Below are 18,357 nucleotides of genomic sequence, written 5' to 3' on the forward strand. Positions count from 1 at the left end.
TGGAACCATACGAAACTCGCTCGCCGCGCTCCGGTTGACACGATTGTTAGGCGGCTTCGTCTTTAGCTCAATTGCCTAGCTGATGGCATTCCGTCACTCTTCACTGTGAGTTCGATCTGGGGATTCCATGGACCCTCTAATGCTATCAGTACCACTGACTCTGTAGAACCCGCTTTTTGGTAGAGAATGAGCCAACTACCATTATCCCAGATGTAGAAGACTCCTGCTTTAGTCAATAATGCTTGATAACCTCTTCTCGTTTCTATTTCCCAGCCGAAATCGTGATTAGCATTTGGGGCGAATCCCCAAGCTCGCCATCCGGTTGGCGCAATAGGCAAAGTCTCTTGCTTGCCTAAGTAGGCTACGGGTGTATCGGATTCATTGTTCACACTCTTAATTATGGTCGCCATGATTTTCTCCTTTCTGCCATTTGGCTAGGCGATATCTCACGCCTAACATGTGTTTCTGCAGCTAGATGACTTAGGTGATTATCAGTTGATAATCACCTAAGAAGCAGACTTTTCCATCGCCTAGTGTAATGCTACCCTAATTTGTCTGTATAGTCAACATTTTGAGCGATAATTACCTCCAAAGGGTTTTTATCTGGCTGAATGAGCATTAACACACCCATACCTAGACCCAGAAAGCTCCTGGAGCAAGTCAGTGATGCCCTCCGGGTCAAACACTACTCCTACCAAACCGAGAAATCTTATCTTCTCTGGATCCGTCGCTTTATCTTGTTTCACAACAAGCGACACCCCAAGGAGATGGGCGGCGAAGAAATCAACGCCTTTCTCACTCACCTGGCGGTGGAGGGTAAGGTTGCCGCTTCCACCCAAAACCAGGCTCTCAGTGCGCTGTTGTTCCTTTACCGAGAAGTGCTGCATCTGGAGCTAGACCTTGACCTAGACGCCGTGCGAGCCAAACGGTCACGCTATTTGCCTACGGTCTTAACCCCTGAGGAGGTCAAAGCCATCATTGTGCATCTATCCGGGATCCATCGCTTGGTGGTGCAGGTGCTGTATGGCAGTGGCTTGCGATTGGCGGAAGCCCAGCAGCTCCGGGTCAAAGATGTGGATTTTAACCAACGGCAACTGGTGATTCGCAATAGTAAAGGGATGGAGAGCCGGTTAACGATGCTGCCAGAAACCTTAGTGGAACCTTTGCAAGAACACTTGCTCTGGGCAAAGCGACAACATCAGCAGGATTTGGAACAAGGATACGGCTCAGTCTATCTGCCATTTGCTTTGGAGCGCAAGTATCCCAATGCGGAGCGGGAGTGGAGCTGGCAATATGTCTTTCCGGCAGAAAGGTTATCTCAGGATCCTCGCACTGGCATCACCCGCCGCCATCATTTGCATGAGTCTGGATTACAACGGGCGATTAAACAAGCTGTCCAAAAAACCGGGATCCCCAAGCGGGTCAGTTGCCACACCTTCCGCCATAGTTTTGCCACTCATCTCCTGCAAAACGGCTACGACATCCGCACCGTCCAAGAATTGTTGGGCCACAAAGATGTCAAAACCACCATGATTTACACCCATGTGCTGAATAAAGGCGGGCGCGGGGTGAGAAGTCCATTGGATCCTTAGAAGGGGACGCTCTCTGGGGAAGGGATCCTCTTCCCCTTTACAGTACCTCAGCGATCATTGCGAATTATTACGACCTTGCCGCCATGCCCCCAGCAGGGATCCGTTTCTCTGGTAGAACGGGAAACAGACAATAGGGGATCCTGCCTATCGCGTCAGCGGGACGGAGTCCTTTCCCCAGTTCACCCCATCTTTTGCATTGCACGACGGAGAGCGACCGCATGTTTACTCTGGTTAAGCCCATCACCCGCCACGTTACCCCTGCCGAGGTGGGGGATCGCCGCTTGATGAAGGTGGTGTATGTGGTGTTGGAGCCGCAATATCAGAGTGCCCTAACGGCGGCTGTGCAGCGCATCAACGCCCACAACTCCAAGCTGGCGGTGGAGCTGGCCGGCTATCTGGTGGAGGAGCTGCGGGATCCGGCGGGCTACGATGCCTTCAAGCGGGATTTGGAAACGGCCAATGTCTTCATTGGATCCCTAATTTTTATCGAAGACATTGCCCAGAAGGTGGTGCAGGCGGTGCAGCCCCTGCGGGAGCGGCTGGATGCGGTGGTGGTCTTCCCTTCCATGCCGGAAGTGATGCGCCTGAACAAGATGGGATCCTTTTCCATGGCGCAGCTAGGCCAGTCCAAGAGCGCCATCGCCCAGTTTATGCGCAAGCGCCAGCAGGGATCCAACTTCCAGGAGGGGATGTTGAAGCTGCTGCAGACGCTGCCCAAGGTGCTGAAGTATCTGCCCTTCGACAAGGCGCAGGATGCCCGCAACTTCATGCTCAGCTTTCAGTACTGGCTGGGCGGATCCCGCGAGAACCTGGAGAACTTTTTGCTGATGCTGGCGGATCGCTACCTGCCGGGGATGCGGGATCAGGTGCAGTTTGCCGAGCCGGTCACCTATTTGGAGATGGGCATTTGGCACCCCCTGGCACCCCAGATGTTTGCCAGCCTGTCGGAGTATTTGGACTGGTACAACGCCCGTGAGGATTTGCCGGCAGAAGTGAAGGATCCCTTGGCCCCCTGTGTGGGATTGGTGCTGCAGCGCACCCACTTGGTGACGGGGGATGATGCCCACTATGTGGCCATGGTGCAAGAGCTGGAGTCGCGCGGGGCGCGAGTGGTGCCGGTGTTTGCCGGGGGCCTGGACTTCTCCAAGCCGGTGAACGAGTTTTTCTGGAATGCCCAAAAGACCACTCCGGTTGTGGATGTGGTGGTGTCGCTGACGGGATTTGCCCTGGTGGGGGGGCCGGCGCGGCAGGATCACCCCAAAGCAGTGGAAGCGCTGCAACGGCTGAATCGCCCCTACATGGTGGCGCTGCCCTTGGTGTTTCAATCGACGGAAGAATGGGCCAGCAGCGATCTGGGCCTACACCCGGTGCAGGTGGCTTTGCAGATTGCCATTCCCGAGCTGGACGGGGCCATCGATCCCATCATCCTCTCAGGGCGGGATGCGGCCACCGGCAAAGCCCATGCCATGCAGGATCGGATTGAGTTGATCGCGGCGCGGGCGATTAAGTGGGCCAACCTGCGACGTAAGCCCAAGCTGGAGAAGAAGATCGCCATCACCGTTTTCAGCTTCCCGCCGGACAAGGGCAATGTGGGGACGGCGGCCTACTTGGATGTGTTTGCCTCTATTCACCGGGTGATGCAGGCCCTGGCCAACAACGGCTATGACCTCGGCTCTGTTCGCGACAGCGGGACGGAGTCCTTGCTGCCCAAAACCCCACAGGAGCTGATGGAGTCCATCCTGCACGATCCCCAGGCCCAGTACGCCAGCCCGGAGCTGAATGTGGCCGCCAAACTGTCGGTGCGGGAGTACGAGGCGCTGACACCCTACGTGAAAGCCATCGAGCAATACTGGGGGCCAGCGCCGGGGCACCTGAATACCGATGGGCAAAACCTGCTCATCTACGGCAAGCACTTTGGCAATGTGTTCATCGGGGTGCAGCCCACCTTCGGCTATGAAGGGGATCCCATGCGGCTGCTTTTTTCCAGGTCAGCCAGCCCCCACCACGGCTTTGCTGCCTACTACACCTACCTGGAGAAAGTTTGGGGGGCGGATGCGGTGTTGCACTTTGGCACCCATGGATCCCTGGAGTTTATGCCGGGCAAGCAGATCGGCATGTCGGGGGAGTGCTACCCGGATAATTTGATCGGCTCTTTGCCCAACTTGTACTACTACGCGGCCAACAACCCCAGCGAAGCCACCATCGCCAAGCGGCGGGGCTACGCCTGCACCATCAGCTACCTGACGCCGCCGGCGGAAAACGCGGGCCTCTACAAAGGGCTGCAGGAGCTGCGGGAGCTGATCGGCTCTTACCAAAGCCTGCGGGAAGGGGGGCGCGGCATTCAGATTGTTAACACCATCTGCGACAAGGCGCGGCTGGTGAACCTGGATAAGGATGTGGATCTTCCTGCGGGGGATGCTGCCCAGTTGAGCCTGGAGGAGCGGGACACGGTGGTGGGCAAGATCTACGCCAAGCTCATGGAGATCGAGTCGCGGCTGCTGCCCTGTGGCCTGCACGTGATCGGGGCGCCCCCCACCGCCGAAGAGGCGATTGCCACCTTGGTGAGCATTGCCAGCATCGACCGCCCGGAAGAAGGGATCCTGGGTCTGCCGCGCATTCTTGCCCAAAGCCTGGGCCGGGACATCGACGAGATCTACCGCAACCGAGATCGGGGGCACCTGGCGGATACGGAGCTGCTGGATCGCATCAACAAAGCTTGTCAAAAGGCAGTGGCAGCTCTGGTGCAGGAGCAGACCGATGCCCAGGGGCGGGTCTCTAGGGTGGCCAAGCTCAACTTCTTCAACATGGGTCGGCAAGCGCCGTGGCTAATGGCCCTGAAGGAGGCGGGCTACCCACAGGTGGATCCGGATCTTTTGAAGCCTTTGTTTGAGTTCCTGGAAGAGTGCTTCAAGCAAATTACGGCAGATTATGAGCTGGGATCCCTGCTGAGGGCCTTGGAAGGGGAGTACATTTCGCCGGGGCCGGGAGGGGATCCCATCCGCAACCCCAATGTGTTGCCGACAGGGCGCAACATCCACGCTTTGGATCCCCAGTCCATCCCCACGGCAGCCGCGATTAAGTCTGCGGAGATCGTGGTGGAACGGCTGCTGGCCCGCGAGATGAGCAGCAACGGCGGTAAGTACCCGGAGACCATCTCGGTGGTGCTCTGGGGCACCGACAACATCAAGACCTATGGGGAATCCCTGGCGCAGGTGCTGTGTTTGCTGGGGGTGCGACCCAAACCCGATGCCCTGGGGCGGGTGAACAAGGTGGAGTTAATCCCCTTAGAGGAACTGGGCCGGCCCCGCATTGATGTGGTGGTGAACTGCTCGGGGGTGTTCCGGGATCTGTTTGTTAACCAGATGGACCTGATCGACCGGGCGGTGAAGCTGGCGGCCGCAGCGGTGGAGCCACCGGAGCTGAACTTTGTGCGCAAGCACGCCTTGCAGCAGGCAGAAGAACTGGGGCTGACGTTGGAGCAGGCGGCAACGCGGGTCTTTTCCAACGCTTCCGGATCCTACTCCGCCAACATCAACCTGGCGGTGGAAAACAGCTCCTGGGAGGACGAGAGGGAGCTGCGGGAGATGTACCTATCCCGCAAGTCCTTTGCCTTTGGCTCGAATCTGCCTAACCAGCAGATGCGGCAGCTTTTTGAAGCCAGCTTGAAGACGGTGGATGTGACCTTCCAGAACCTGGACTCCTCGGAGATCAGCCTGACCGATGTCAGCCACTACTTCGACGCGGATCCCACCAAGCTGGTGCAGAGCCTGCGCCCGGATGGCAAAGCCCCCTCTGCCTACATGGCGGATACCACCACGCCCAACGCCCAGATCCGCACCCTGAGCGAAACCATCCGTCTGGACGCCCGCACCAAGCTCCTCAATCCCAAGTGGTATGAGGGGATGCTCAAGCACGGCTACGAAGGGGTACGGGAGATCGCCAAGCGGTTGGTCAACACCTCCGGCTGGTCAGCTACGGCAGGCGCGGTGGACAACTGGATCTACGAGGAAACCAACGAGACCTTCATCAAGGATGAGGCCATGCGGCAGCGCTTGATGAACCTCAACCCCCACTCCTTCCGGCGCATTGTCGGATCCCTGCTAGAGGTGCATGGGCGTGGCTATTGGCAGACTTCCCAGGCCAATATCGAGCGCCTGCAGGAGCTGTATCAGGAGATCGAGGACAGAATCGAAGGGGTGGAGTAATTAATATGGTTGTTTCAGGTTAGCGTGAGACGTCTGGGCTACTGTTCGCGCCAGCGGGACGGAGTCCTTAGACCTTACGTGAAGTCGGCAAAAGCTGCAACCATGGCCGGATCCTTGCCCAGGGCTTCTGAAGCAGCAGTGGATCCTGCCAAGTTCGTTGATTACTCTATGAATCCAGCTAATCCTGGAAATCAAGGCAAGTGGATTGCCTTTGCAGAGCTTGGCTATGATGTCAGTACACCAGAGGGAAGAAGGGTGGGATTTGCTCACATTCTGCAACAGGTTACTGCTGCTCTGCCTTGCGCCTTAGCCGGGGATCCGTTTCCAACACCCTATGGAAGCCGCTATCGAGTCAAGATTGAAATTTTGGGCCTCAATCAGAAAAAAGGCACTTTAGTGACCGTGTGGCAGGTTGATAAGGAAAGTTTAATCCCTCGTTTGGTCACCAATTGGCTAGAGGTACACAATGATGAGTAAAACCACTTCTAGAATCAAGCCATACAGTAGAGTCAAAACTGTGGCAGATGTCAAGGAGTATTTCAGCGAGACCACTATTCCTGCTGGAACTCAGGGATCCATTGTGGAATGTTACTCAGATCCCACTGAAGGCTATGCGGTTGATTTAGCGGTTCCGGATTTGAGCTTGGTAGGAGGTTTTCGATATTTTAATCTCATTCTTTTTCCCGATCAGTTTGAAGTCATAGATCCCGAAACATGAAGTATCCAATGTTGAATGGACGTTCCCTCTACCCCACCAATCCGGCCCAGCGTAGGTAGCCCTCCACCAGTTGGGATCCGGCCAGAGCCGCTACCCCTCCACCCAAGGCCAGGTAGGGGCCAAAGGGGATGGGTTTTCCCAGGCGGGCTTGCCCCAAGCCTATAGCCAGCAGGCTGCCCACCAGGCCAAACCCGCAGCCCAGCAGCAGGGTGACTGTCACCCCCTGCCACCCCAACCACATGCCGATCAGGGCCAACAGCTTGCCATCTCCCCCACCCATGGCCTCCCGCCGCAAGACCCACTGGGCCAAGAGGCCAATCCCCTCCAGCAGCCAGAGGCCCAGCACAGCTCCTGCGATCCCTGCCACCAGTGACAGACCCGTAGCAGCCAGGGATCCGGATCCCTGTAGCCACGGCAAGGCCAGACGGGCCAAAAGCCCCGCCACCAGCCCCGAACGGGTCAGCTCCTCCGGTAGCAAAAAGGTATCCAGATCGATGAGCGCCAGGGCCAACAGCCAGCTCAACAAGACGCAGGTGAGGATCCCTTGGGCAGAAAACCCCAAAACTCCGATGCTGAGGGCAAAGAGGCCCATCGTCAACGCCTCGACAGCAGGGTAGCGCCAGCCAATCTGCACTCCGCAATGGCGGCAACGACCGCGCAGCAACAACCAGCCCAGGATGGGAATGTTCTCCGTCGGGCCCAGTGGTGTTTTGCAGCTTGGACAGTGGGATCCAGGATAGAGCAGAGAGAGACCCTGCGGCAGGCGATAGACCACCACGTTCAAGAAGCTGCCCACACAGGCCCCCAGTACCAGTACCAGCACCCAGCCCAGTAGGTGCAGCTCCCAGGTGCTGTTCACATCAGCGTTGCTTAGCCACATCACGCGAGCGTTGCGCAGTAGGGGAGAGCCTTGAGCGTGGCAGCCATTCCTTTCGCGTCGGCGGGACGGAGTTCCCAAAGGCAGAAGAGGAAGGGGGGATCTGCTCTGTCAGCGTAGCTCCTTGTGTCTCACCGCAGCGGCTCCAATTGCTGCAGCGGAATAAAAGTTTCCTGGGGCAGCAGAATGGGAAACTCGGAAAAGATCAGATCCCCTCGCAGGGTACGGCGGTGGATGACTACTCCCCGCGGGGGTTGCTCCAGCACTTCCGGTCGATACTGCAGATGAAATTGATAAATCTGGCGAGCCGCTTGAAGCAGAGCGCTGTCCATGAGCTGTTTTCCTTGCCAAATTCACAACTACCCTAACGACATTCCCATCGCGTCGGCGGGACGGAGTCTTTAGACCTTTTGGGATCCCCAAAGTTCTGTCTGCCATCCCTCAGACTTTTTTAGAACGGTTAAGGCTTCTGAAAAGCCGAGGATCCCCTGAGCCGAACACCTGCTGCTTCCCAAAAGACAAGTCACCCGCCCCCGCCAGCCTAAACTTAGGATATCGCCGCCGAGGACTTATGGGTCACCTCCGCCCACTCAATTCTCGATGTCTGTCCAGGAATGGAGGCCATAGAGCACTCTGGAGTTGTCGGCAGCCAGCCTAAGACAGTTTGACGTCAGGGCTGGGGGAGATCAAATCTGGGCCGATGCTGTAGGAGGAGCCACGGTAACTGGGTTTGGGATTGAGCTTGTCTTGAAAGCGGGTGATGATCTGGATGGTGCGCTGTACATCCGCCGGAAAGATCACCACCAGGTCTCCGGGTTCGGCTTTCTCCAGAGCGGTTTCGATAGCAGTTGCCTCATCCAAGATTTCCTGCAGACGATCCCCTGCCTTTTCCTGTTCCCAACCCTGCCGGATTAGGGCGGCCACCTCGCCTGGTTCCCGTCCTCGCCGGTCATCATCTTCTTTGACAATGGCTCGGTCGAACATGCGCGCTGCCAAGACTCCCAGCTCTCGTAGGTCGCTGTTGCGCCGATCCCCAGGCCCGCCGATAACCCCAATTTTTCGTTGGCAATCCCAGCGCTCTAGGGTACTTTGAATGGCCTCGTAACCTGCCGGGTTGTGGGCATAGTCCACCAGCACTTGGTAGCCCCCCACATCGAACAAGTTGAGGCGACCAGGGGTTTGGGCCACAGAACTGGTGAAGGTGCCCAGTGCCATGCGGATGTCGTCGATGGAAACCCCGTGCAGGAAGGCTGCCAAGGTGGCGGCTAGGGCATTTTGGATCATGAAGCTGGCTTTGCCGGAGAGGGTGAGGGGAATGTTGCTGACATCTTCGATGCGCAGTTTCCAGCCCCGTTTCAAAATGGAGATGTGGCCCTCTTCATAAACAGCCGCCGTGCCCCCGGAAGCAATGTGCTTTTGAGTGAGGGGATTTTCCGGGTTCATACTGAAGTAGGCCACCGTCGCCTTAACATTGGCGGCCATGGCTGCCACCAGGCCATCGTCGGCATTCAGGACGGCGTAGCCCCGCTCGTGTACCGCTTCCACCAAGACGGATTTGACGCGGGCCATGTCTTCCAGGGTTTCGATATCCCCTAACCCCAAGTGATCTGAGGTTACGTTGAGCACCACGCCGATATCGCATTCCGGGAACCCCAGACCCTCTCGCAAAATGCCGCCCCGCGCCGTTTCCAGCACTGCTACTTCCACGGTGGGATCCCTGAGCACCAGGCGGGCGCTGTGGGGGCCGGTCATGTCTCCCTTGGCAATTTGATGGTTTTGGATGTAAACGCCGTCGGTGGTGGTAAAGCCGACCCGCTTGCCGATGCCTTTGAGGATGTGGGCGATCAGGCGGGTGGTGGTGGTTTTGCCGTTGGTGCCGGTGACGGCCAGGATGGGGATGCGGGTGTGGCTGCCGGGGGGGAAGAGCATGTCGATGATGGGCTCGGCCACATTGCGCGGGATCCCTTCGCTGGGGGCCAGGTGCATGCGCAAACCCGGAGAAGCGTTCACCTCGACAATGCCGCCCCCGGTTTCGTTGACGGGCTGGGCAATGTCCGGGCAGATGAGGTCAATACCCGCCACATCCAGGCCGATGATCTGGGCTGCCCGTTCGGCGATGAAGGCGTTGTAGGGGTGAATGATATCGGTGCAATCGACGGCAATGCCGCCGGTGCTCAGGTTGGCCGTGGACTTGAGGGTGCAATGTTCTCCTTCGGGCAGCACTGTATCCAGGGTGTAGCCTTTGCTTTCGAGGATGCGCAGGGTCATGTCGTCAACGCTGATTTGGGTCAGCACGTTTTCATGGCCAAACCCCCGTCGCGGATCCCTGTTGACTTCGTCGATCAGCTCTTGAATGGTGGAACGGCCATCTCCCACCACATAGGCTGGGATCCGTTTGGCCACAGCCACCAGCTTGTTGTTGATCACCAGCAGGCGGTAGTCATCCCCCACCAGGTGCTTTTCCACCAACACCACATCGGAGTATTGGCTGGCAGCATCGTAGGCAATCTCGGCGGCTTCCAGGCTGGTGATGTTGACGGTGATGCCTTTGCCGTGGTTGGCGTTGAGGGGCTTGATCACCACCGGAAAGCCCCCCACATCCTCGATGGTGGCTGCCAGCTCGCTGCGGCGACGCACCGTATAGCCCTTGGGCACCGGGATCCCCATGTCCTGCAGCAGCTCTTTGGTGGCCCGTTTGTCGGCGGCCAGGTCGGCGGCAATGATGCTGGTTTTTTCAGTGGTGGTGGCTTCGATGCGCTTTTGATAGACGCCATAGCCCAGTTGCACCAGGGATCCCTTGTTGAGGCGCAGATAGGGGATCCCGCGCAGGGCGGCCTCGTCCAGCAAAGCTTGGGTGCTGGGGCCGAAGCGGACATTTTCTCGGATCTCTCGCAACTCTTGGATGTCCAGCTCCAGGTCGCGACGGTAGTCTTCTCCGTCCACCAAAGCTTGACAGAGGTAGACTGCAGCTTTGGCTGCAAAGCGCCCGGCCTCTGCCTCCTGATACTCGAACACCACGTTGTAGGTGCCGGGGGTGGAGGTTTCGCGGGTGCGGCCAAAATCCACTTTCATGCCGGCCAGGGTCTGCAGCTCCAAGGCCACATGCTCCACCACATGGCCCATGAGGGTGCCCTCTTCCACCCGTTGCAAGAATCCCCCATAGCAGCCGCGGGAGCACTGGTGTTCCCACAGTCCCGGCAACAGGGCCTCCAACCTTTCTTTGAAACCTGGGATGGTGTTGGTGGGCCGCTCCCGCAAGTCTTCCAGATCGAGCCGCATTTGGATCAGCTTGTGACGACGGATACTCCAGTAGTTGGGGCCACTGAGAACGCGGATGGATCGGATGCGCATAGGGTTAGGGGAACCAGCGGGGAAGGGGACGGACAACTTGTGCTCGTTTTCAGGATGCCGGCGCTGGAAACTTCCAAGGACTACATCCTGCTGACGCAACCAGCCCTAATCTACACTCCCTTTGCCAAGGTCGAGAAAGAGTATCCTTTAATACGATTTTTCGGCAGGTGAGCAAGGTTAAGACAACGCAATGGATCCCGCTTGACCACATCGGTACAGTGGGGGGCAGACGGGTCTGCGGCACATGGAAAGAACCTATCTGCTGGGGTTGGGCTGGATCTTGGGCCTGCTGGTGCGGGCTTGGCCTCAGGCTGCCGGATGGGGATGGGGGATCCCTCTGGGGTTGGGGCTGGCGGGATCCCTGCTGTGCCGGCGGCAACCGCGTCTGGCCCGCACTTGGCTGGCGATGGGTCTGGTGGGGTGTCTGGCTTGGGGTTACCTGGGTTGGCGGCAGCCTTTTCCCGGCCCGACGGATATCAGTCTGTTGGCCCCCCAGCAGCAGATGAACTTGGTGGGCACCGTCCTCTCGGAACCCCGTCCCACCCGCAGCGGACGGCTGCAATTTTGGCTGAGAGCAGAGCAGGTGTTGGAAGCCAACTCCACGGCTCGTCCGGTCTCCGGCAAGCTCTATGTCACCACCAGCCCCGTTCGCGCTGCTCGGACAGAGTCCTTTGCCCCACCAGGAGGGGAACTGCACCCCAACCAACGGGTGCGCCTGACGGGATCCCTGTACCTGCCCAGTCCGGCCTTGAACCCAGGCAGCTTCGATTTTCAAGCCTACCTGCAGCGCCAGGGGGCTTTTGCCGGCTTCAGCGCTCGCGAGGTGATCCCGCAGCCCGGGGAAAAGAGCTGGGGGGGCTGGGTGTTGCGGCGGCGGGTGCGGGAAGCGTTCATCGCCGGGCTAGGAGAGCGGCAGGGAAATCTGTTGGCTTCCTTGGTGCTGGGATCCCGGGCCGCCCAATTGGATTTCGACTTGCAGGATGCCTTCCGGGAAATCGGCATGGCCCATGCGCTGGCCGCTTCTGGGTTTCATGTGTCGCTGTTGGTGGGGGTGGTGTTTGTCCTGACGCGCCGGCTGGCGGTGCGCCTGCAGCAGGGGATCATTCTGGCAGTGCTGGGGCTTTACATTGCCCTGACGGGGTTCAGCCCTTCGGTGTTGCGGGCAGCACTGATGGGGGCAGCAGCCATGGTGGTGCTGACGGAGCCGCGCCTGCAGGGAAAAGTTAGGCTCAATCCGCTGGGCACGTTGCTGGTGGTGGCGGTGGTGTTGCTAATCTATCAGCCCATGTGGATTACGGATTTGGGGTTCCAGCTCAGCTTCGCCGCCACCCTGGGCCTGCTGGTGGGGACAGCTCCCATCGTTTCCCGCTTGGACTTTTTGCCCCCGGCAGTGGCCACCGCCTTGGCCGTTCCTCTGGCCGCCCAGATCTGGACTTTGCCGCTGCAGGTGGCCATCTTTGGCCGCATCCCCACCTATTCACTGCTGGCCAATCCCCTGCTGATGATCCTGTTGCTGCCGCTGCTGGTGGCGGGGTTCGGGGTGGCCTTTGTGGCTTTACTCTCTCCAGGGCTGGGATCCCTGCTGGCAAGGCCCCTAGGGCTGCTTCTCACGCCTTTGATCAACTGGGTGAGCTGGATAGCCGGTTGGCCCTTCAGCTCCTACTACACCGGCGGAGTTTCTCTGCTCCAGTGCTTGCTCCTCTACGGCGCGCTGGTGGCCCTAACCTTTTGGCCGCGGTGGCGACAGGCCTTCCGCTGGCAGGGCACAGCCCTGATCATGGCCGCCATCCTCCTGGGTCCAAGGATGTGGCCGGGGCCAGCCGTTCAGATCACCGCCCTGGCCAGTGGACGAATTCCCATCCTGGCCATTCAAGCGGAAGGGCGCCACCTCTTGCTCAACAGCGGGGATCCCCGTTTGGCAGAACGCACGGTGTTGCCCTTTTTGCGGCAGCAGGGCTTGCACCGTCTGGACGGGGCGGTGGCCATGACCTCCGCCGGCTCTGCCAATGGCGGCTGGGAGATCCTGCTGTCGGCTTTCTCCAAAGGAGTACGTCCCGCCAACGCGATTGGGCAATTCTGGGATGGGGGAGGGGCTAATGCGGCTTCCGAAAGTTACCTGCGTTCCCTTAGTGCCGTGCAAGCTGCCGGGATCCCCTATCGAGTGTTGCAGCCTGCCGACCGGATCCCGGTGTCGCAGCGGTTGAGCCTACAGGCCATCCACACCAACCCCCTGGTGTTGACTTTAGAAACAGAGGGATCCCATTGGCTGCTGCTGGGCTCTGCCGGCACCCATGTGCAAGCCGAGCTAACCGGATCCCCACTGATGCCGGCCCAGATCGACTGGCTGTGGTGGGACGGGGGATCCCTGATTTTGGATCTCCTGGAGCGCTTTCAGGTGCAGGCGGGCATTAGCTCTGGCTCTGTCGGCGAGACGGTGGTCACCTGGTTCCGGCAGAAACAACGACCTCTCTACGTAGCCGATCGGTCTGGAGCGGTAAGCTGGTCGCGGCGGGGAGTGCAAACCTTGAGGTCACAATTGGATTGAGCAGCGCTGTAGTCTGGGGTACAAACTCGGTAGAATTCGAGCAAAAAAGCTTGCAGCTTCCCAAACAAAGTGGGAGAGAGGCTAGCAGGGCAAGGCGGCGGGGGATGTCTTAGACATGTTCAGAGTAGCTACAGAGGAATAGCTACAGAAGCCGATCCCGCATTCGTCCACAGAGGGTACCCCTACACCTGCAGCGGTTCCCTGGGACAAGCGGGCAGTTGCCAGCACATCTCCAGCCAGCTTTTTAGCTCCTCAGGTTGGCCCATGAGGCTCATTTCCACCAGCAGAATGGCGGCTCGGTCGGCGGCTCCTTTGGATCCCAGACGAATCAAGGCAGACAGGCTTTCTTCCCGCCAGCAGACGGATACCCCCTGCCGGATCAAGGCCCGGGCGGCAACGGGGATGCACGAGAGTGGCACTTGGATGTCCCGCCGCTCGTAATCGGGAATGGACAGCATGAACGGCAACCCAAATCTTTATTATGTCTTAATCTTCTTCCCTTTTCGCCTGTCCGTCACGGGTCTTTGCAAAGTATGAAGTGATCTTTTGTGAACTTTGTAGAGTTCTCGACATCGTTGAGAACAGTGGGCGAGCAAGCGCGGGATCTCTCGCGGGATCCCTGGAGAAAACTTAAAAGATAGCGGCGATTTCTCGGCCTCATTTCCCCACAGCCGCGAGAATGGCTGCATGCGCAGGAGATGGGGAGATGCGAGCAGAAGGTTGGGAAAGGCGAGTTGGTCGCTGGTTGCCCAAGGCCACCCTTGCCGGAGCCGTATTGATCCTAGTGGCGATGGGCAGGCCGCTGCGACTGGTGGGCAACGGAGAAAATATGGTGGTGTTCACCTGGGGAGGGGGGGTGAGCCCGATGGCTTTGCAGCCTGGTCTCCATTGGGTGCCGCCTTTTGTCTCGCGCACGGTTACCTTCGATGTAAAAACGCAGGCCCTCACCTGGAAGGACAACGACCCGACTGCCTACGCGCCGCGGCTGGTGGCCCTTTCTCAGGATGGGCAGCAGATTGCGGCTGAGGCGACGCTGCAGTTTCGCATTGTGGACGCCCCCAAGGTCTATACGCAACTGGGGGAAAATTACCTGGATCGCATCGCCCCCATCGTCCGGTCGGTCATTCTGAATGAGACCAGCGGCTTTTCTGCCCAGGCTCTGTATTCTACCGAGCGTCCGCTGCTCCAGGGCCAAATCCGCGAACGGGTGGCTCTTCTGCTGAAGGAATACGGCATCGAGGTTTTGGATTTTCTGCTGCGGGATGTGGATTTCGATCCTGATTTCGTAGCGGCCATTGAGGCAAAAACCATTGCCGAAAATCAACTGGCGCAAAAGCAATTTGAGATCGAGCAGGCCCGCCAAGATGCCCGCGCCATCATTTCTCAAGCGGAGGCAGAAGCCGGTCAATTGCGAGCCAAAGCACAGGCCCTCACCCAGAATCCAAAGTATCTAGAGGTGGTGAAAGCCACAGTACTGGGGTCCAGCCTGGAAACTCTGGTTACCAAATAGCAACCAGCACTTTTTCATCCTCTTTCCACGAGGAGCCGCCATGTATCCAACAGGAGAAGCACCCCAAAGCAGAGTGGGTTGGTTAACCGTAGGAGGGATCGCCGTCTTGGCGGCCCTGGGAGTGCTCCGCGCTTGCCTGTACGTCACTTTGCCCGGACATGCCACTGTAGTTTTCAATACCTTTTCCGGGCTGCAAAAGGGGCGGGTAGAATTGCCGGGGGTCATCTTCCGGATCCCAGGGATCGAAACGCCGATCACCTACACCGTGCTCACCCGCGTTTGGGAGTTTACCAACGACCCCGCCTCGGCCAATGCCATCAGCAACGCCATCACCGTGAACACCGCCGATGGGCAAGCCTTTGCCATCGATGTGGCCATTGCCCTCAAGCCCAACCTCGCCACTTTGGACGAGCTGCACGCCAACATCGGCGAGAACTATCTTTCCACGGTGGTGGTGCCAGTGGTGCGCTCCAAAATTCGGGATATCTCTGCCTCTTTCGATTCGGAAGACTTTTACCGGAAAAGCCAGCGGGCCGCCATCGAACAACGAGCGCTGGACTTGATTCGCCAAGAGATGCCTACTGTCAACCGCGATGGCCAAACCCTGCCTCTGGTGCAGGTGGAGGGCCTGTTTCTGGGCAACCCCGATTTCCCACAAGCCTTAAGAGACTCGATTGAACGCAAACAGGTGGCCTCGATTACAGCACAAACGGCGGCAGTGCGGGCGCAAATTCAGGAAAAAGAGACCGAGCGGCTGCTGATCTTGGCGGCGGCCAACCAGCGGGCCATTGAGCTGAAAGGACAAGCGGCAGCGCAGAACGCGCAACTGGCGGATCTGCTGTTCTACGAGAAGCTGCAAGAGCGCATCCAAAACCCGACGGACTCGCTGCCCCCTTTGCGCATCATCCGTGTCGAGGGCGATGCCACCGTGTTTCTCAATGTGGATCCCCATCAGGCAGCCCTGCAAAGAGGGCAGTAGGTTCAGCAAAGTTGCGGAGTACAGTCTTAAAAACCTGGGTGTAGAGTGTGTCTAGATACGAGGGCTGAGGGATGCCGTTTGAGTTTGTTGGCATCCTACGGCCAAGTGTTTGGACTGGGATCCCCTGTGGGGTTGCGCCGAATCCGGCTGAGGAGGAAAGCTCGCACTCGATGCAAGACTAGATTTTGGCCGCCATGAACTCCCGCCTGACTCACACCCCCTTTCCCCGTCTAAACCCGAAGCTGGCGGAGGCGGATCATGTTTTGGTGGTGGACGATCAGGCCAGCAGCCGCCTCTACATCGGTGAGCTGTTGCGGTCGGCCCACTTCCGCGTGAGCGAGGCCACCAACGGCGAAGAGGCTTTGGAGGCTGTGGAGCGGCTTCGGCCAGACTTGGTGCTGTTGGATGTGCTGATGCCGAACATGAGCGGGTTCGATGTCTGCCGGCAACTGAAGGCCAATGAGCTGACCCGCCTGATCCCCGTTGTGCTGATCACTGCCCTGACCGACCGCTCCAATCGCCTGATGGGGATGCAGGTGGGGGCCGACGACATTTTGACCAAGCCCTTCGATCACATGGAGCTGCTGGCGCGGGTACGCTCATCCATCCACCAAAAGCGCTTGAACGAAGACCTGGATCACGCTGCCAGGGTGTTGTTTGCCATTGCCCGCGCTGTGGAGAGCCGGGATCCCACCACGGGTGACCATTGCGAACGCTTGGTGGCCATGGGGGAACAGTTTGGCCGTTACTTGGGGCTGTCTCGTCAACAGATCAAGGCCCTGCGCTGGGGCGGCTACCTGCACGACATCGGCAAAGTCGGGATCCCGGATGCGATTTTGTGCAAGCAGGGCAAGCATACCCCGGAAGAATGGGAGATCATGAAATCCCATGTGTTGATCGGCGAAGACATTTGTCGGGGCTTGCGCACCATGCAGGATGTGCTGCCGATCATCCGCCACCACCACGAGCGTTGGGATGGCAGCGGCTACCCAGATGGACTGGCAGGCGAAGAGATCCCTCTGTTGGCCCGCGTCTTTCAGGTGATCGACATTTTCGACGCTCTGACCTCTCCTCGCCCCTACAAACCCGCCTTGACTGCCGAACAGGCCATAGGAGTGCTGCGGGAGGAAACCCGCAAGGGCTGGCGGGATCCGAACTTGGTGCGTGAGTTTTGTGACTTTATGTTTGTTACGGCCTTTAATTTGCTGGAGGCGGGATAGGGGCTAGGGTTCCGGGCCAGGCTGGACAGGCAGCTTTTGGGGTTTGAGCGGCAACGATTACCCCGGCTACACGGATCCCGGCAGCGGCCAATACCTGCTGGGCGGCTTGCACAGTAGAGCCGGTGGTGTAGATGTCATCCACCAGCAACACCGGTGTGGCCGGAACTTGTTTCAGGGCAAAGGCCCCGGCCAAGTTGTGCTGTCGTTGCAGCGGGTTGAGCTCATGTTGAGCCGCTGTGGCCCGCACCCGCACCAGAGCCTCAGGCCAATGTCTCAGACCTGTCCGCTGGCAAAAGGCTTGGCTGATCAAGGCGGCTTGGTTGTAGCCCCGTTGCCGCAGGCGCTCCGCATGAAGCGGGATGGGCACCACCGTATAGTCCAAGCCATAGGCCCTACGGGAGCCTGAAGACGGCTGTCGGCTTTCCACCCAGCGGGATCCCAGCCATTCTCCCAAAACCGAGCCAATGCGCCGTTGTCCTTCGTACTTCAGGCAGTAGATGGCCCTGCGCAGCGCCCCCCGGTGGATCCCCCAAGCATAAAGCGGCCAAGGATCAGTGGTGACTGGCCAGGTGGCGAGGCGCTCCGCCTGCAACCGCCTTTGACAGTCTTGACAGAACACGGCCTTGGCAGGGCGCCGGCAAAGCGGACATGGAGGCACAATCCACCAATCTAACCAGCCCATCGTCTGCTAGGGATCCTTTCTGGTGTGCAGAGTCTCCTAAAAAGCTGAGGCAAGGGGGGAACGAGGCCGAAATTCAGACTCGGCCAGGCTAACAGCCCAGCAGTCCATCCCCAAGTTGACGCTGGGATCCCGCCTTGCTAGGATTCAATATCGCCGGATAAGTTAAGTCGTGACCTTCTCTGCCAACTCATGCCCACCATTCAGCAACTGATCCGCGAGGAGCGCAGTGTTGCCGCTCGCAAAACCAAGTCCCCTGCTCTGAAGGCTTGTCCACAGCGGCGGGGGGTTTGCACTCGAGTGTACACGACAACGCCCAAAAAGCCCAACTCAGCGCTGCGAAAAGTGGCTCGCGTTCGCCTCACCTCTGGCTTTGAGGTCACCGCTTACATTCCCGGCATCGGCCACAATCTACAAGAGCACTCTGTGGTCATGATTCGCGGTGGACGGGTTAAAGATTTGCCCGGTGTCCGCTATCACATCATTCGCGGCACCCTCGATGCTGCTGGGGTAAAAGACCGCAAGCAAGGCCGCTCCAAATACGGGGCGAAACGGCCCAAGCCCGGCCAAGCTCCAGCCGCCGCCGGCAAGAAGAAGTAATGTTGCTCTCAACCTCTAACCCTCGGTATCCCGCTCGCCATCTTTCCGCCACTCTCATCTGCAACAGGTAACCCAGTTCCT

14 protein-coding genes are annotated in these 18,357 nt (G+C 58.7%); 8 read left to right on the forward strand and 6 right to left on the reverse strand.

Annotated elements, in window-relative coordinates:
• Nucleotides 1-62: 62 nt before the first annotated feature.
• Complete coding sequence (locus tag NW816_RS04010) at nt 63-410, reverse strand: hypothetical protein (protein WP_414408317.1); 348 nt, start codon at nt 408-410, stop codon at nt 63-65.
• A 201-nt stretch (nt 411-611) separates the two neighbouring features.
• Here NW816_RS04010 and NW816_RS04015 point away from each other — a divergent pair, with 201 nt between their 5' ends.
• From NW816_RS04015 to NW816_RS04025, 3 genes are all read left to right on the forward strand, one after another.
• A complete protein-coding gene (locus NW816_RS04015; RefSeq protein WP_414343089.1) occupies nt 612-1,592 on the forward strand; it encodes an integron integrase in 981 nt (326 codons plus the stop codon).
• 218 nt (nt 1,593-1,810) lie between these two features.
• Nucleotides 1,811-5,797: a magnesium chelatase subunit H gene (locus tag NW816_RS04020; protein WP_414408318.1), complete on the forward strand. Its 3,987-nt coding sequence runs from the start codon at nt 1,811-1,813 to the stop codon at nt 5,795-5,797.
• Between the two features lie 102 nt (nt 5,798-5,899).
• Nucleotides 5,900-6,274: a DUF6883 domain-containing protein gene (locus NW816_RS04025; protein WP_414330567.1), complete on the forward strand. Its 375-nt coding sequence runs from the start codon at nt 5,900-5,902 to the stop codon at nt 6,272-6,274.
• 269 nt (nt 6,275-6,543) lie between these two features.
• On the opposite strand, the gene NW816_RS04030 is transcribed toward NW816_RS04025, so the two are convergent.
• The 3 genes from NW816_RS04030 to cphA form a co-directional block, all read right to left on the reverse strand.
• Nucleotides 6,544-7,374: a prepilin peptidase gene (locus NW816_RS04030; protein ID WP_414408319.1), complete on the reverse strand. Its 831-nt coding sequence runs from the start codon at nt 7,372-7,374 to the stop codon at nt 6,544-6,546.
• Between the two features lie 149 nt (nt 7,375-7,523).
• On the reverse strand, nt 7,524-7,724 hold the full coding sequence (locus NW816_RS04035; RefSeq protein WP_011432545.1) for a hypothetical protein: 201 nt from the start codon (nt 7,722-7,724) through the stop codon (nt 7,524-7,526).
• A 322-nt stretch (nt 7,725-8,046) separates the two neighbouring features.
• Complete coding sequence (cphA, locus tag NW816_RS04040) at nt 8,047-10,743, reverse strand: cyanophycin synthetase (protein WP_414408320.1); 2,697 nt, start codon at nt 10,741-10,743, stop codon at nt 8,047-8,049.
• Nucleotides 10,744-10,987: 244 nt separating this feature from the next.
• Here cphA and NW816_RS04045 point away from each other — a divergent pair, with 244 nt between their 5' ends.
• On the forward strand, nt 10,988-13,288 hold the full coding sequence (locus tag NW816_RS04045) for a ComEC/Rec2 family competence protein (RefSeq protein WP_414408321.1): 2,301 nt from the start codon (nt 10,988-10,990) through the stop codon (nt 13,286-13,288).
• Nucleotides 13,289-13,470: 182 nt separating this feature from the next.
• Here NW816_RS04045 and NW816_RS04050 read toward each other — a convergent pair whose 3' ends face one another.
• The gene (locus tag NW816_RS04050; protein ID WP_238376900.1) at nt 13,471-13,746 is read right to left on the reverse strand and encodes a hypothetical protein; all 276 of its coding nucleotides are present in this window, start codon (nt 13,744-13,746) and stop codon (nt 13,471-13,473) included.
• Nucleotides 13,747-13,994: 248 nt separating this feature from the next.
• Here NW816_RS04050 and NW816_RS04055 point away from each other — a divergent pair, with 248 nt between their 5' ends.
• From NW816_RS04055 to NW816_RS04065, 3 genes are all read left to right on the forward strand, one after another.
• The gene (locus NW816_RS04055) at nt 13,995-14,798 is read left to right on the forward strand and encodes a prohibitin family protein (protein WP_414381088.1); all 804 of its coding nucleotides are present in this window, start codon (nt 13,995-13,997) and stop codon (nt 14,796-14,798) included.
• 40 nt (nt 14,799-14,838) lie between these two features.
• On the forward strand, nt 14,839-15,777 hold the full coding sequence (locus NW816_RS04060) for a prohibitin family protein (protein ID WP_414408322.1): 939 nt from the start codon (nt 14,839-14,841) through the stop codon (nt 15,775-15,777).
• Between the two features lie 194 nt (nt 15,778-15,971).
• Nucleotides 15,972-16,997, forward strand: a complete 1,026-nt coding sequence (locus NW816_RS04065; RefSeq protein ID WP_414408323.1) for an HD-GYP domain-containing protein — start codon at nt 15,972-15,974, stop codon at nt 16,995-16,997.
• Here NW816_RS04065 and NW816_RS04070 read toward each other — a convergent pair.
• Nucleotides 16,975-17,679, reverse strand: coding sequence for a ComF family protein (locus NW816_RS04070; RefSeq protein WP_414408324.1), 705 nt, complete (start codon nt 17,677-17,679; stop codon nt 16,975-16,977). The genes NW816_RS04065 and NW816_RS04070 overlap by 23 nt on opposite strands.
• A gap of 189 nt (nt 17,680-17,868) precedes the next feature.
• Between NW816_RS04070 and rpsL the strand changes: the two genes are divergently transcribed.
• A complete protein-coding gene (gene rpsL, locus NW816_RS04075; RefSeq protein WP_011432553.1) occupies nt 17,869-18,276 on the forward strand; it encodes a 30S ribosomal protein S12 in 408 nt (135 codons plus the stop codon).
• The last annotated feature ends 81 nt before the right edge of the window (nt 18,277-18,357 follow it).

The sequence above is a fragment of the Synechococcus sp. W55.1 genome (genome assembly GCF_047461655.1).
Taxonomy (GTDB): Bacteria; Cyanobacteriota; Cyanobacteriia; order Thermostichales; family Thermostichaceae; genus Thermostichus.